This window comes from Chryseolinea serpens (assembly GCF_900129725.1).
Taxonomy (GTDB): Bacteria; Bacteroidota; Bacteroidia; order Cytophagales; family Cyclobacteriaceae; genus Chryseolinea; species Chryseolinea serpens.
The window spans coordinates 365,593-379,910 of sequence record NZ_FQWQ01000003.1; the positions used below are offsets into that span (position 1 = coordinate 365,593).

The following is a 14,318-nucleotide window of genomic DNA, read 5'->3' on the forward strand; positions in this document are numbered from 1 at the left end:
CCTGGCAATGAGGGTTTAAAATAAGCAAATCACTTCTAAATACCTTATTTCAAGACGAAGCTTTCGTCGGTGTTTAGGTTAAATAACTGGCCTTCGAGAATCAACAAAAAAGGAATGCCTTTCGGTACTCGTTGGCGTCGGGGATGTTCATTTTGTTAATCGTTCGTCTTATCGGCTAATTACCTGCGTCCTTATTGAACTTATTACGGTAGTCCAAAGGTGTCATCCCGGTGATTTTCTTGAAGAGATCTCTGTAGGTTTGTATATCGACGTAACCAACCGAATACATGATGTCATTGACGGATTTTCGGGTTGTTTCCAATTGCTTTTTTGTGGCCTCTACTTTCACGCGCTGAATGTACTCGATCACGGTGTGGCGGGTTGCTTTCTTGAACCGCCGCTCAAAGGTCCGTCGCGTGACGTTAAATTTGTCTGCAAGCTCCTCGACAACAAGTTTTTTGCGATAGTTTTCCTCTATAAAGTCCTGCGCCTTAGAAATGAGTTCATCTTCGTGATCTTTCAGTCCCTGGAACACAATGAAGGGAGATTGCATGTCACGGTTAAGATCTACCACAAAATACTTGGCCGTGTGAATGGCCATCTTTCGATCGGTGTACTTCTCCACCAGGTGTAATAGTAGATTCCAGTAGGCATTGTTTCCTCCACTCGAGTATAGACCGTTTTGATCGGTGATAACTTTTTCATCAATCAATTTTACCGACGGATAGAAGTGCCGGAATTCATTGGCATACGCCCAATGCGTAGTGCATTGTTTTCCCTTCAGAACACCGGAGAATGCCATCAGGAAAGCACCCACACATAAGCTGGCCACTTCCGCGCCTTCCCTGTATTGGCGGGCGATCCACACCGCAAAGTCCCTGTTTAAATGCGTCGCCGTCATCATATCGCCCGTCATCGCGGGGATGATGATCAAGTGAGGTTGAACGATCTCATCCAGGACAACGCTGGGGTGAATGGCGAACATTCCGTCATTCAGGTTTATCTCTTTCGAAAGCCCTGCCAGACTAACGTTGAATAAAGGAGGCTTGCCCGATCGCGTTAAAAACTCGTTCACTTTGGAGAATACATAACAAGAATCCGCTATAGATGCTAAGACGGCATTCCGGAGTGCCAGAATCGTGATGTTGATCATGGATCAAAGTTATTACAAAAATTTGTCGCAATCACCCACCTCAGAATGTCGCATTATCCATTCCCACATCAGGGTAAATGACCATAAATTTGAATCACATTACAGGATCAATCTATGCGAAAAACAACCCCCTATTTACACTTCGATGGCATTGCGGAAGAAGCAATGACGTTCTACAAATCCGTTTTCGGTGGAGAATTTGTTGCCTTCCAACGCTACAAAGACACGCCGGGTGGAGAGAAGGTAGCGGACGACGACAAGGAGAAAGTTATTCATATCACGCTCCGGATTTCGGAGCGCGTATCGCTGATGGCGACCGACCTTTTGCGGACCATGGGTCCGGTGAAGGTGGGAAACAACTTTCACATTTGTATGCACACGGAAAGCGAGCCGGAGACCGAACGATTATTTGACAAACTGGCCAATGGCGGCAACGTTGAAATGCCCTTGAACAAAACGTTTTGGGGATCCTACTTTGGGATGTGCAAGGACAAGTACGGAATTCAATGGATGCTTGACTACTCCGCAGACTAGTCCGGAATAACACTTAAATGCTCTTATCAATCGAACCTTATCTTACGGGATGGAGGCATGAACGCTTTTTGCCATGAAAAAAAATAAGATCATCTACTGGATCATTACGATCGCATTCATGTACTGGATGTATGATCCGACGATCTCGAGCGCTTTCAGTTATGACTATGCCGTCGATTTCTTCACCAAGCGCCTGGGCTATCCGCAATACTTCCTCGTTTACACCGGCGTAACAAAACTGGTTGGGTTGATCGTGCTGCTTATTCCGGGATTTCCAAAAATCAAGGAATGGGTTTACGCCGGATTCACCTTTGACCTGGTGGCTGCCATTTACTCATTGATTGCCATCGGCATGCCCTTAACGTCGCTGTGGCCACAAACCCTGGCCTTGGCATTGATGACCGGGTCATATGTTTTCTTTCACAAAATCCAAAAATCACTACCTAATCAAATTTTATATGAACACAACAGCGAGTCGAACCGTGCAGTCCCCCAATAGGGCCATGCTATGGACAGGTCGGATCATCAGCGGTCTTTGCATCATCTTCCTTCTGATTGACGCGATCATGAAGGTGGTAAGAGCGACACCTTCGGTCGAAGGCACCGCCAGTTTAGGATTTTCCGATAGCCTGGTGCGGCCCCTTGGTGTTGTCGTGCTTATTTTCACCATCCTCTATGCCGTGCCTCGTACGGCTGTATTTGGCGCTTTGCTTCTCACGGCACACCTGGGCGGCGCCACCGCCATTTTTATCAATAAGTACCACGGCCAGTGGTCGTTTCTTTTTCCGCTGACCTTTTGCGTGCTGCTTTGGGCTGGACTTTTTCTGCAGGACTCCAAGCTGAGAGAGATCGTGCCGCTGAGGAAATGAGGAAATGCCGGGCCAGATCATAGGCGTGGGAACGTGACTATAAAACAACTAAATACTATGAAAATGATAATCTTAAAAGCATTTACAATATTGGTGGCGATCGTTTCAATGGCAGCCGTCATCGCGATGTTTTCCAAAAATAAGTATACCCTGACGCGGAACATTGTTATAAACAAAGCCAAAGAGGAAGTTTTTGCTTATATCAGACTAAACCGGAATCAGCAAGCCTATAGCAAATGGTTAGCATTGGACCCCAATACAAAAATTCAATTCAAGGGCGCTGCCGATGGGACCCCTGGGGCTATACTTACTTTCTCGAGTAAGAGCAACAAAACGGGAACCGGCGAGTGGGAGATAAAGAACATCGTCGATGGCGAGAAAATGGATTTCGAACTACGCTTCTTAGCACCTTTTGTGTTTACGGCGAACGGAACGTTCCTCACACAATCCATTGCCGAACAGCAAACGAAAGTGACCTGGACCTATAACAGCGGGATGGACTGGCCGAAGAATTTCATGCTGCTCTTTATGGATATGGACAAGATTGTTGGCAATGATATCCAGGAAAGTCTGGTAAACGTGAAAAACAACCTTGAGCGGTAGTCATGACCGGGTCAAAAGAAGACATGGAGGCCATAACGTTGTTGTTTATGCAGGCAGCGCAGGCATGGGACGAGGGGAATGGCGGGCGCTATGCTTCCTTTTTTACCGAGGACTGTGACTATGTTACTTTTGACGGCCATCACCTAAGGGGAAATGCTGAGCATGAAACTTTTCACCATAAACTCTTCGCAGGCTTTTTGAAGGGCTCGAAGCTCGTGGGCACAATAAAGTCAATACGCTTCATAAACCCGGATGTCGCCATCGTGCATCAGACGGGAGGTGTTCAACTTCGGTTTCAGAAACGATTTTCCAAGGCGAGACTTTCCATAAATACCAATGTATTGGTACGCGAGCAGGGCCTATGGAAGATCTCCGCCTTTCACAATTGCCGGATTCAAAAGCCACCCTTTATTTTCCGATGGATTGAATTTTTTAAAAATTAAAACAGGACCCTATGTCGTTTCAAGCATACCTGGATAATATCAAAGCAAAAACAGGCAAGTCTCCAGAGGATTTTAAGAAGCTCGCCGCAAAGCGTGGATTGCTCGGCGATGGCATAAAGGCAGGGGAGGTCGTTGCCTGGCTAAAAGAAGAATTTGGCCTGGGCCACGGTCATGCCATGGCCATCTACACCGTTTTTAAGAAGGAGAAAGACAAGCCAAAGAGCCCGGATGACAAACTCGAATCGTTTTTCAAAGGAAAGAAGGTGCGCTGGCGTCCCCTGTTCGACTTGTTGATGAAAAAACTAAAGCCCTTTGGCGACGATCTTAAGGTTTCCCCCACGACTAGTTATTTAAGCGTCTTAAGGGGTGATAGAAAGATGGCCATCATTCAGGTTTCATCTGTTCGGATGGACCTTGGGATAAAACTTAAGGGAGTCAAACCAACAAAACGATTCCGCCCGGCCGATGCGTGGAATTCAATGGTAACGCATCGCGTGCAAATCACCGATGAAAGACAGCTCGACGATGAGCTCATCAACTGGCTGCAAAGTGCCTATGAGCAAAATGGTCCGACCACTTAGGGTCGGTTTTATTGCTACCCGGAAAATTTGTTTGGTGCGGAGAATGATGTTCGATGCTTGTGAACATCATTCTCCGCACCATTTTTATGGGAAATTACCCTCCTTGCAAAACCTGTAATTTTATTATAATTAACTTATAATCAGTGTTTTGTGATTTTTTTGAAACAAAAATCACAAAGGCTCGTCGGTAATTTCAAGAAAACCTGGCCGTCCTAGTTTTATGTTTTAGAAAAAGCTTCGGCGATGAAAAAATTCTCGTGACTTTTATTTTCGGCGTGACACGGTTATCCCGTAAAGAAGAAATGGAGGAACCCGGATCTTCATTGAGTTCTGGAGAATTCTCCCTACCTGACCGGAAGCTGAATGTTCTTGAGCTTTTCAGGGTCAATGATCGTGTTGATCCGTAGAATTTTTCCTTCGGGCGAAAGATCAAACACCTGGCAGCTTACCAGGGTTGACCCGGAGTAGAACAGGAGCGAAGGCTCGTGATTGATTTCCGTGGGAATAATAGAGAAACCCGTCTGGTATTTGTCGTAGATATACAGTAAAAGGCCCGAAACCTCGTGTGCGCCGGAAAGGTATTTGGCGACGATGTTCATTTTAGCGCCACCGTCTGCGTGGAATGCGATGTCTTGCGAGAGCAGCGCTTCCAGCTGCTCGATGTTCCGTGCGCGAATGGCAGCGATATAATGGTGGAGAATTTCGGAAGAGGAACCCGTTTTAGACTTGGTGTTGGGTGGCTGATGTTTCAGCTTTTCTTTGGCCCGGCTCAGTATTTTTCGTGAGGTCTCCACGGTAGTCGAGAGCACGCCCGATATATCTTCATGTGAGTAGCTGAAGGCCTCTTTTAAGATGAACACAGCCCGTTCTTTAGCCGTGAGTTGCTCGAGCAGAATGAGCATGGAGTAGGAAACGATATCTTTCAGGTCGGCTTGCGTATCGGCACCTTCAGTGGCTACAGGCTCGGGCAGCCACACATCGCCATAGCTTAACTTCTTCTTTTTGGTCTTGATGGTTATGGCTCGGTTGATGACACTCCGGATCAGGTAATTCTTTTCGTTCTCCACATGCTCCTGGTTTGCCGTCAGAAAGGCAGACATGACGTCTTGTATAGCATCCTTGGCGTCGTCGGCCGAGCCAAGGATGTTATAGGCATATGGAAAAAGAACCCGTTGATAATCTTTCATTGGTCGCTCGCTAAGATTCCAGCCATTTGGATAATTTTTTAAACAGGAATGGCATCAGCAAAAATACCATAAAAGGTACTACGATGAGCGTGATGACCAGCGTTCTTAACGGCATGGGTTCGATGCGGTTAAAAATGTCGCCAAAAAGGCCGAACAGTAGGGTGAGGGTGGGGTAGATCGCTATCCAGGTAAGGACGGAGATCTTCCACCGTTTGGGCTGCTTTTTCATGTGTGGCCTGGGCGTTTAGTTAAAGACAGCGTGTGATGTATGCAGCAGGTTGAGCGCTTCAATGCGTGGCTCGGACTCCAGGTTTTCATCGCGTTGCTGCTGAAAGGTGAGGAAGGTTTTAAGTGCCAGAAATCTTTTCTGCGACGCGTCGTTGTTGTAAATAGACAGGTGCGTGAAAGTCTTTCCATCTTCCGCCAGGAAAACATGGTAGCGCATGCCGTGATCACCGATCGCTTTGACTTCTTCTAAAAAGGCCTGGATGTTTTGATTGTTCTTTTCTGCAAACTCCCGTGCTACGGTGTAGGTTACTTTAACTGCTTTCATATTTTGTTTTGTTTCGCTTAAGACTAAACAGCCCCAAAAAACGTGACACGGTTTTACGAGAATTGTCGCTTTTTTTTATAAATCACAGATAATCAGGCGCCCACACCCTGCCTGCTGGGGATGCGCGGGCAGCGAAAACAGGGATTGAACCGGTTCAGAAAATAGATAAGGACTGTGCGATGGCGATCGCGATGGGTTCCCCGGGGCCTTGTTGCCCCTGTCGGTTACAACATCATCGAAAGGGCTGGTAATGAAGCTGCATCATTCGTATTTCAAACTATCGACTGGATTGGCGCGTGCCGATTTGAACGATTGAAGGCCTATGGTCAGAAAAACCAGGATCAATGCCATGACGGTCACTGCGATGTAGAGTGAATAATCCAGTTGGGTTTTGTACACAAAATTTTCCATCCATTGGGTCATCACCCACCATGAAACGGGGATGACCAACACGGCCGAAAAGACGACGAGGAGGAGAATGTCTTTCGATAGTAAGAAAAGAATATCCGGGATGTTTGCTCCCAACACTTTTCTGATCCCGATCTCTTTAACCCGCTGCGTTGCCGCAAAGGCCGATAAGCCAATCAAGCCCAGCAGGGAGATGAATAGGGATATACCGGATAAGATCGACAACAGCTTATGCTGCCGCAGATCGTCGTTGTATTGCTCGTTGAAGCGCTGATCGAGAAAGAAAAAGTTAAAGGGATGGCCGGGCGCATGCTGCGCCCATTTTGCTTCGATGTCGGAAATGGTTTGAGAGAGTTCGTCACCGTTCAGTTTGATGTGGAGATAGCCGCTCTCGCTATTCGTTCGAATGATCAGGAGCGGTTCCACCGCATGGCGCAACGATTTGAAATTAAAATCTTCGACCACGCCAACAACATGGCCGGGGATGTCGCCATGAAAAAACTTCATGGCCTTTCCCACCGCGTGAGCACCCCAGCCCAGCCGCTTGGCCGCGGTTTCGTTCACGATGTAGGGGGTTTCGTCATCGGCCACCGGACCAGCCCTAAAATCATGACCCTCCAAAATCTTCAGCCCCATGGTTTTAACATAGTCGTCGCCAACGAAGATCACCGTATAGCCCGATTGCTTCATCCCCGAAGAAGTCTCCGCCCAGAAATTCATCGCACCACCAACGTTCGCTCCCACCACTGTTCCCCCGGTGGTCACTCCGGCAATGTGGGGATTTTGAAGCAACGCATTTTTGAGGGCCGGAATGTTGCGCTCCACCGCACTATCCGGAATGGGCAAAACCAAAATATTATCCTTGTTAAAACCCAGCGCTTTGTTGCTGATAAATTCGATCTGATCGCCCATAAACCAAGTACACACGATCACTAAAATGGAAATCGAAAATTGTGTCGTGATCAAAACTTTTCTGAACAGCCGGTTTGACGGACTTGTTTTAAATTTGCCCTTCAACGCGGTCAGCAGGGGTGAAGTAGAGAGGAAAATGGCAGGGTAGAGTCCCGATAATAAACCAATGCACAAGGCTACCGCCAGCGACGCCACCATCAATCCCGGGTTTTGAAAGGGATCAAAGAACAGATTCTTTCCGATCAACCGATCAAAAGATGTGAAATTCAGGAGACCATACACCACGACAAGGGCAAGCAGCAGGGAGATCAGTGACAAAAAAACCGACTCGACCAATATGGAAATGGCGAGTGCTTGCTTGTTGGAGCCAACCAGTTTCTTTATCGCCAGTTCCGTCGCCCGGCGTGTGGACTTTGCCGTCGAAAGGTTCATGTAATTGATACAAGCCATGATCATGATCAGGATGCCCGTTGCGCCAAAACCATAGAGATAGGCGATGTTGCCCTGTGGCTCGTCCTGGTCAAGGTCGGAATGAAAATGAATGTCCGCTAAAGGCTCGAGTATGGGAGAATATCTTCCGTCTACTTCTACGCTAAACGCTTTAAAATATTTGTCAAAAAGCGCCGGAAATTTCGCCTGGAAAGTCTGGGGTTCATAACCCTTCGGCACTACGATGTACAAATAGCTCCCCGGGTTCCAGAAATTTTCCGACGCGATCTTTTCTCCCTCCACAAAACTCCGGTTCGACATCAACAGATCGAACTTGAGGTGCGTGTTTTCGGGCAGGTCCCGGATGACACCGGTAACGATCCAGACGTCACTTCCAATGACGAGTGACTGTCCCAATGGATCTTCTGAGCCAAAATACTTATGCGCTATCGTTTCCGTGACCACTACAGCATTGGCCGTTTGCAAACAGGTTTTCGGATTGCCATAGATAAAGGGATGATCAAATACGTTAAAGTAAGTGGTGTCTGCATCGATGATGCCCTCCTCGTAAAACGCTTTCAGCCCTTCACGACCTTCATGTTTTACCAGTATGCGTGGACCATCCCTGTTGATGCGAACTACTTCCTCTATTTCAGGCATTTCGGTCTTCAGGACCATTCCCAAATCCATCGCCGACCTGGCCCAACGAATATCCAATCCCGTCTGCTGCTGGTGACACCCCACCCGGTAGATGCGCTCGTGAAGGGCATAGTGCTTGTCGTAGGAAAGGTCGCTTTGGAGGATCAGCAACAAGATGACGCCCACGGCAATGCCCAACGCCAATCCCAGAATATTGAGGGTAGAAAAAAATTTATCCTTCAGAAAAGCACGCGTGGCAAATTTGAGGTGATAGCGCAACATATAATAGGGGTTTGAGTCGACCGAAAATCTGTTTCTCAAAAGAATACCAGGCCTGAAAAATCGCAGGATGCTCCACGCCAGCCTCCACTTCGCCTTCGTCATGCCAAAGCGCTTTGCATCCTTGTCAAACTGGTGGATAAGATCGCCTTCGATCTCTTCCAGGAGATGTTCCGGGCAGAACCACGAAAGCAACCGGAACAGCCAGGCAGACGTCGTGGGATCTTTTTCTTTCATGATGCAATCATTTTCAATTGAGGAACCATGCTCCACAAATCCAGACGCGTTTCTTTCATCGCTTTCAACATCGCCATGCCGGCGCTGGTTACCGTGAAAAGTCTTTTACGCCGGCCGCCCCGCTCCTTGGTGGCACCACCTACTTTTGATTTTACGTGACCTTTGTCCTCCAGTCGATAGAGCGTGACATGGACGGCACTAAGTGTAACATCACGTTTTAGTCGTCGCTCTATTTCTTCCGCAATGGCCGCGCCATAAGCATCTTCCTGAAGGGCTGCCACCAGAATCAACACCAACTCCTCAAACTCGCCCAGGTATTCTTTTCCCATTTGCTTCTATTTTGTTAAGTAAATAAATCAAAATATTAGGGCAAATCCAAACCTGCCATTCGATCCTTTATTCCGTGGAGTTCTTCTGTCGGCTGGCTGGTAGTAGGGCAGAAAATCGAATCACAAGCGACTTGTCAGATCCAAAAAAAGCGATGAAAGCGACGCATCTGAATATCGTTAGCTTTTTCAGGATTCGTAGAAATGGAAACGAGGTTTTGGCCATTTTTGAAACACCATTCAAGCAATAATACCTTGATTGATAGTCATTTATAACGGAATAGGAGTGTCACGAACTGAAGGGCCTTGTAAATGTAGAAATTACATTTATTTTTACACAACCGATTGCGCTGGGCTATTCGTTGATGAATCCATTAGAAACAACATATCAAGTGATAGGCTTTTTGCGCGTCAGCTTATAGTCAAAATGACTATAATGTGACTTGGTTTTCAACTTGTACACCACCGTCAGTCGGGACATAGGGGATCATTTGGTTGAATGCATAAACTCATTTTAGTCATGGCATCTTCGTTACAATTTTATTCTGGTCGGGTGCTGCCCATAGTGGACAGCTTGCTCGAAGTTCGAAAAAAATTATTCGGACAACGTGAGACGATATCGGCGCGGCAGATCTATGATCGGTTTGTACAGGACCTCTTCGGTTATGGTATGCAGTTTTCCAGGGATCGCGATGCAGTTAAGGAGGCCTTGGTGAAGTTATTTAACCAGATCAATAGTCGGGGCCACCAATTTTATGCAGACAGGTCCAGTCAGGTATCTCTTTTCAAGGAGTTTCGAAAAGTGCTTCGTCAAACATTTTCTATACCCGGTATGCACGTCTCAGGTGAGGAGCATCAGACGCAAACTTTTGAATCACGCCTTTCACCGGGCATTCGAAAGCTTACCCCTCTTCACCAGGAGGCGCTGTTCCTGATGCTTATTTGTGGATTTAACAATCGCGAGGTGGCGGTCATTATGGGCGTCGGGATTAAAACCGTTTCACAATGGGCAGATGAGGCAATGTCGTCCTACAAGTTCAAAAAGTTCTGAAACGAAAATGATGATCACTTCTCAACAACCCATACTTTGATATGAAGACACGCGTAGGCCTTGCTTTCCTCTTGATCGTTCCCCTGTTGACTGCGAATGCGCAGAAATTTGCAACCGACCCGTTGGTTAGTCACATATTCACAGCTGATCCTTCGGCACACGTTTTCAACGGAAGAATATACATCTATCCCTCACACGACATTGAGAGCAATACGGCAGAGGACGATGAAGGTGGTCATTTCGATATGAAAGACTATCACGTTTTGTCAATGGATCTCGTGGGTGGAAAGGTGACCGACCATGGCGTTGCGCTCGACATTAAGAACATTCCCTGGGCGGGCCGTCAGCTTTGGGCGCCGGATGCTGCCTATGCCAACAACACCTATTACCTGTACTTTCCGGCAAAGGATAAGGACGGTGTGTTTCACATTGGCGTAGCAACTGCCAAAAATCCCGAAGGTCCTTTTGTTGCTGAAAAGAAACCGATACCGGGTAGCTACAGTATAGATCCTTGTGTATTCAGAGACGACGACGGATCGTTTTACATGTATTTCGGCGGCATCTGGGGAGGGCAACTCCAATGGTGGGATGATAATAAATATAACGCCAAAGGGGCGTTAAGAAAGGCAGATGAAGAAGCCGTATTGCCGCGCATAGCAAAACTGTCGAAGGACATGAAGAGTTTCCATGATGAAGTTAGAGAAATTACCATAGTGGATGGAAACCAGAAACGGTTTACGGAAAAGCAGAATGACAAGCGATTTTTTGAGGCTGCCTGGATGCACAAATACAAAGGGAAGTATTACTTCTCGTATTCTACCGGCGACACCCACAACATTTGTTATGCGATGGGTGACTCACCGTATGGCCCCTTTGTCTATAAAGGCGTGCTGTTAAAGCCGGTAGCGGGCTGGACGAACCATCATTCCATAATTGAATTCAAGGGTAAATGGTATCTGTTCTACCACGACGTGCAGTTGTCGGGCAAGACACATTTACGCAACGTCAAGGTCACCGAACTGACGTACAACGATGATGGGACCATCCAGACTTTGTCATCCTTCGCCGAGGATGTTGTGGGTGATAGAGGATTGAAGGATTATTATAAAGATTACTTTCCAATAGGCGTAGCGGTTTCACCGCGCGCGTTGCTTCATGATGATGCGCCATTGATCAGGCGTGAGTTCAATAGTCTCACCCCTGAGAATGCCATGAAAATGGGACCGATACATCCCAAAGAGCAGGAGTATTTCTGGGCCGATGCCGATTCTATCGTCGCTTTTGCACAGCGCAACAAAATGAGGGTGCGTGGCCACACACTATGCTGGCACAATCAAACGCCGAGTTGGATGTTTGTGGATGCAAAGGGCGATACGGTGTCCAAGGAAGTATTGCTACAGCGTTTGAAGGATCATATTACGACCGTGGTCTCGCGCTATAAGGGTAAGGTTTATGCCTGGGATGTTGTCAACGAGGCCGTCTCTGATGCGCCCGGTGAACGCTATCGCAAGTCGGCGTGGTATAAGATCTGTGGCGAGGAGTTTATCACAAAGGCATTTCAATATGCCCACCAGGCCGACCCGGATGCTCAACTCTTTTACAACGACTACAACGAGATCGATCCGGTCAAGCGCGAAAAAATATTCAAGTTGGTGACCGGACTAAAACAAGCGGGTGTGCCGATCCACGGCGTAGGCCTGCAGGGGCATTGGGCCATCACCGAACCGTCGGCCGAACAACTTGACGCAACTTTATCCCGCTTTGCCGGGGCGGGCCTGAAAATTCAGATCACTGAATTGGACATTTCGGTCTATCCGAAGGAACACAATGCCCGGCCGAAAACGGCGCAGGATAACAACACGGAATTCACATCGGATAAAGAACAGAAACAGGCCGAAACCTATCGGATGTGCTTCGAATTGTTCAGAAAGTATGGGCAGTCTTTATCGGGTGTAACTTTTTGGAATATAAGTGATCGGGGCTCCTGGCTGGATAACTTTCCGGTGCGGGGCAGAAAGGATTATCCACTGTTGTTTGATCAGAATCTTAAGAGGAAGAGCGCTTATGGCAAAGTGGTAAGTTTTTGACCCATCTGACAACTTTCTGTACAAAAGCGTGATGCAGAACATTGCCAAAAAAATAAGAATTAATAGCTAACGTAACCACCCTAACATTTTCAACAAGCCCTATGAAGCGTCCGATTCTGTTCCTCTTGCTCTTTGCAACTCTTCCATCTGTCGCGCTTGCCCAGCAAACAACCTTGCAGGCGCCTACAGGCTTTGATGTTTTTCAAGCCAATGTCCCGCATGGAATGATCGATACCGTGAGGTATCCCTCGAAGACCGTGGGTATTGCGCGAAAGACCCTCATCTATACGCCGCCAGGCTATTCCAAGAAGAAAAAGTATCCCGTACTTTATCTTTTACACGGAATCGGCGGAGATGAGAAGGAATGGCTGAAGGGGGGCGCACCACAAATCATCCTGGATAACCTGTACGCGCAGCAAAAACTGGCGCCGATGATTGTAGTGCTTCCCAACGGAAGAGCCATGAAGGACGACCGGGCAACCGGAAATGTCTTTGACAGTTTGAAAGTAAAAGCATTCGCCACGTTCGAAAAAGATCTGTTGAACGATCTGATCCCGTTTATTGAAAAGAATTATCCCGTTTACAAAGACCGGGAGCAGCGTGCCGTGGCCGGGTTGTCGATGGGAGGTGGGCAGTCGCTCAATTTTGGTCTGGGCAATCTTGATACCTTCGCCTGGGTTGGTGGCTTCTCCTCGGCGCCCAATACAAAAGCGCCGGACGTCCTTGTTCCTAACCCTGCCGTTGCCAAATCGAAATTGAAACTGCTCTGGATCTCCTGTGGGCTGGACGACAACCTCATGCTGTTCAGTCAGCGCACCCGTGATTATTTACTGCAAAGCCACGTGCCTCACATCTTCTATGTAGAGCCGGGTGGTCATGATTTTAAAGTCTGGAAGAATGACCTGTACATGTTTTCGCAGCTGCTATTCAAGCCTGTTAATCCGGATAGCTTTCCGCGTTACACCGTGCTGGGCGCAGCGGCATCTACGAATGTGCGGTCGGCCCGGTATCCGCGTATCGTCGGAGGAAGCCGGGCGCTATTCCGCGTAAAGGCTCCGGAGGCTCAGAAAGTACAAATTGATCTGGCTAAGAAGTATGATATGGTGAAGGACGAGAGCGGAATGTGGGAGGTTACCACCGACTCCATATCACCGGGGTTTCATTACTATTCATTGATCATCGACGGCGTGGCCATAGCAGACCCGGCCAGCGAAACATTTTATGGCATGGGGCGCATGGCGAGCGGATTTGAAATGCCATTTGAAGGAGACGACTTCTATGCAGAGAAAAATGTTCCGCACGGTGATGTTCGAATGAAGCGGTACTATTCGGCGGTTACGGGCACCTGGCGCAAAATGTACGTGTACACACCACCGGGATATGAGGCGAACGCAAGCGGAAAATATCCCGTGTTGTATATTCTCCACGGCGGTGGTGAGGACGAACGCGGCTGGGCAACGCAGGGAAAAACAGATCTGATCCTGGACAATCTCATCGCTGAAAATAAAGCGAAGCCTATGCTCGTCGTGATGGTGGATGGCAACATGGGCACCGGGGGCATTGCCAATTTTGGCGAGCAGACGCTACGCATGTTTGAAAACGAATTGAAACAGGCCGTGATCCCATTTGTGGAAAATAATTTTCGCGTGACAAAAGAGTCCACGGGCCGCGCCCTCGCAGGTTTGTCGATGGGTGGATTGCAGACGCTCCATGCTGGTGTGAGGAATACCGACATGTTTTCCTACCTGGGTGTCTTCAGCTCCGGGTGGTGGGCCAATCAACCCAATCTCTCTCAACCTCAGTACGACTTTATGAAAAATAACGCGGCTTCCATCAATCGCAACGTGAAGAGCTTTTGGATCGCGATGGGGGGGAAGGAAGATATCGCACACGATAACTGCAAGATCATGTTGCAAAAATTTGATGAGATAGGAATCAAATATGCTTACAGCGAATATCCCGGTGGGCATACCTGGCCGGTGTGGCGAAACAATTTGTATACCTTTGCTCAGGTATTGTTCAAATAA

The 14,318-nt window shown here is 47.8% G+C and carries 15 protein-coding genes; 9 read left to right on the forward strand and 6 right to left on the reverse strand.

The features are described 5' to 3' along the window. Positions 1–175: 175 nt before the first annotated feature. On the reverse strand, positions 176–1,153 hold the full coding sequence (locus BUB30_RS21365) for a GlxA family transcriptional regulator (protein ID WP_073138011.1): 978 nt from the start codon (positions 1,151–1,153) through the stop codon (positions 176–178). A 114-nt stretch (positions 1,154–1,267) separates the two neighbouring features. Between BUB30_RS21365 and BUB30_RS21370 the strand changes: the two genes are divergently transcribed. From BUB30_RS21370 to BUB30_RS21395, 6 genes are all read left to right on the forward strand, one after another. Further along, the gene (locus BUB30_RS21370) at positions 1,268–1,687 is read left to right on the forward strand and encodes a VOC family protein (RefSeq protein WP_073138013.1); all 420 of its coding nucleotides are present in this window, start codon (positions 1,268–1,270) and stop codon (positions 1,685–1,687) included. 73 nt (positions 1,688–1,760) lie between these two features. After that, the gene (locus tag BUB30_RS21375; protein ID WP_073138015.1) at positions 1,761–2,186 is read left to right on the forward strand and encodes a DoxX family protein; all 426 of its coding nucleotides are present in this window, start codon (positions 1,761–1,763) and stop codon (positions 2,184–2,186) included. 4 nt (positions 2,187–2,190) lie between these two features. Next, positions 2,191–2,556: a DoxX family protein gene (locus BUB30_RS21380; RefSeq protein WP_178377163.1), complete on the forward strand. Its 366-nt coding sequence runs from the start codon at positions 2,191–2,193 to the stop codon at positions 2,554–2,556. Positions 2,557–2,613: 57 nt separating this feature from the next. After that, on the forward strand, positions 2,614–3,159 hold the full coding sequence (locus BUB30_RS21385; protein ID WP_073138019.1) for an SRPBCC family protein: 546 nt from the start codon (positions 2,614–2,616) through the stop codon (positions 3,157–3,159). 2 nt (positions 3,160–3,161) lie between these two features. Beyond that, positions 3,162–3,602 carry an SgcJ/EcaC family oxidoreductase gene (locus BUB30_RS21390; RefSeq protein WP_073138021.1) on the forward strand — a complete coding sequence of 147 codons (441 nt, stop codon included), beginning with the start codon at positions 3,162–3,164 and terminating at the stop codon, positions 3,600–3,602. An 11-nt stretch (positions 3,603–3,613) separates the two neighbouring features. After that, positions 3,614–4,183, forward strand: coding sequence for a DUF4287 domain-containing protein (locus BUB30_RS21395; RefSeq protein WP_073138023.1), 570 nt, complete (start codon positions 3,614–3,616; stop codon positions 4,181–4,183). Between the two features lie 344 nt (positions 4,184–4,527). Here BUB30_RS21395 and BUB30_RS21400 read toward each other — a convergent pair whose 3' ends face one another. The 5 genes from BUB30_RS21400 to BUB30_RS21420 form a co-directional block, all read right to left on the reverse strand. Then, the gene (locus tag BUB30_RS21400; protein ID WP_073138025.1) at positions 4,528–5,370 is read right to left on the reverse strand and encodes a sigma factor-like helix-turn-helix DNA-binding protein; all 843 of its coding nucleotides are present in this window, start codon (positions 5,368–5,370) and stop codon (positions 4,528–4,530) included. Between the two features lie 10 nt (positions 5,371–5,380). Then, positions 5,381–5,599 carry a putative antibiotic biosynthesis monooxygenase gene (locus BUB30_RS21405; protein ID WP_073138027.1) on the reverse strand — a complete coding sequence of 73 codons (219 nt, stop codon included), beginning with the start codon at positions 5,597–5,599 and terminating at the stop codon, positions 5,381–5,383. Positions 5,600–5,614: 15 nt separating this feature from the next. Beyond that, the gene (locus BUB30_RS21410) at positions 5,615–5,923 is read right to left on the reverse strand and encodes a hypothetical protein (RefSeq protein ID WP_073138029.1); all 309 of its coding nucleotides are present in this window, start codon (positions 5,921–5,923) and stop codon (positions 5,615–5,617) included. 261 nt (positions 5,924–6,184) lie between these two features. Next, the gene (locus BUB30_RS21415; RefSeq protein WP_073138031.1) at positions 6,185–8,827 is read right to left on the reverse strand and encodes an ABC transporter permease; all 2,643 of its coding nucleotides are present in this window, start codon (positions 8,825–8,827) and stop codon (positions 6,185–6,187) included. Next, complete coding sequence (locus tag BUB30_RS21420; RefSeq protein WP_073138033.1) at positions 8,824–9,156, reverse strand: PadR family transcriptional regulator; 333 nt, start codon at positions 9,154–9,156, stop codon at positions 8,824–8,826. Before BUB30_RS21420 ends, BUB30_RS21415 begins: the two co-directional genes overlap by 4 nt. Before the next feature lie 517 nt (positions 9,157–9,673). Between BUB30_RS21420 and BUB30_RS21425 the strand changes: the two genes are divergently transcribed. From BUB30_RS21425 to BUB30_RS21440, 3 genes are all read left to right on the forward strand, one after another. Continuing rightward, complete coding sequence (locus BUB30_RS21425; RefSeq protein ID WP_143165025.1) at positions 9,674–10,204, forward strand: RNA polymerase sigma factor; 531 nt, start codon at positions 9,674–9,676, stop codon at positions 10,202–10,204. Between the two features lie 41 nt (positions 10,205–10,245). After that, on the forward strand, positions 10,246–12,291 hold the full coding sequence (locus BUB30_RS35990; RefSeq protein ID WP_084138295.1) for an endo-1,4-beta-xylanase: 2,046 nt from the start codon (positions 10,246–10,248) through the stop codon (positions 12,289–12,291). A gap of 101 nt (positions 12,292–12,392) precedes the next feature. Next, positions 12,393–14,318, forward strand: coding sequence for an alpha/beta hydrolase-fold protein (locus tag BUB30_RS21440; protein ID WP_073138037.1), 1,926 nt, complete (start codon positions 12,393–12,395; stop codon positions 14,316–14,318).

Bases quoted from the DNA above. Each gene is read 5' to 3' on its own strand.
- BUB30_RS21365 (WP_073138011.1), bottom strand. From the start codon at position 1,153: ATGATCAACATCACGATTCTGGCACTCCGGAATGCCGTCTTAGCATCT.
- BUB30_RS21370 (WP_073138013.1), top strand. From the start codon at position 1,268: ATGCGAAAAACAACCCCCTATTTACACTTCGATGGCATTGCGGAAGAA.
- BUB30_RS21375 (WP_073138015.1), top strand. From the start codon at position 1,761: ATGAAAAAAAATAAGATCATCTACTGGATCATTACGATCGCATTCATG.
- BUB30_RS21380 (WP_178377163.1), top strand. From the start codon at position 2,191: ATGCTATGGACAGGTCGGATCATCAGCGGTCTTTGCATCATCTTCCTT.
- BUB30_RS21385 (WP_073138019.1), top strand. From the start codon at position 2,614: ATGAAAATGATAATCTTAAAAGCATTTACAATATTGGTGGCGATCGTT.
- BUB30_RS21390 (WP_073138021.1), top strand. From the start codon at position 3,162: ATGACCGGGTCAAAAGAAGACATGGAGGCCATAACGTTGTTGTTTATG.
- BUB30_RS21395 (WP_073138023.1), top strand. From the start codon at position 3,614: ATGTCGTTTCAAGCATACCTGGATAATATCAAAGCAAAAACAGGCAAG.
- BUB30_RS21400 (WP_073138025.1), bottom strand. From the start codon at position 5,370: ATGAAAGATTATCAACGGGTTCTTTTTCCATATGCCTATAACATCCTT.
- BUB30_RS21405 (WP_073138027.1), bottom strand. From the start codon at position 5,599: ATGAAAAAGCAGCCCAAACGGTGGAAGATCTCCGTCCTTACCTGGATA.
- BUB30_RS21410 (WP_073138029.1), bottom strand. From the start codon at position 5,923: ATGAAAGCAGTTAAAGTAACCTACACCGTAGCACGGGAGTTTGCAGAA.
- BUB30_RS21415 (WP_073138031.1), bottom strand. From the start codon at position 8,827: ATGAAAGAAAAAGATCCCACGACGTCTGCCTGGCTGTTCCGGTTGCTT.
- BUB30_RS21420 (WP_073138033.1), bottom strand. From the start codon at position 9,156: ATGGGAAAAGAATACCTGGGCGAGTTTGAGGAGTTGGTGTTGATTCTG.
- BUB30_RS21425 (WP_143165025.1), top strand. From the start codon at position 9,674: ATGGCATCTTCGTTACAATTTTATTCTGGTCGGGTGCTGCCCATAGTG.
- BUB30_RS35990 (WP_084138295.1), top strand. From the start codon at position 10,246: ATGAAGACACGCGTAGGCCTTGCTTTCCTCTTGATCGTTCCCCTGTTG.
- BUB30_RS21440 (WP_073138037.1), top strand. From the start codon at position 12,393: ATGAAGCGTCCGATTCTGTTCCTCTTGCTCTTTGCAACTCTTCCATCT.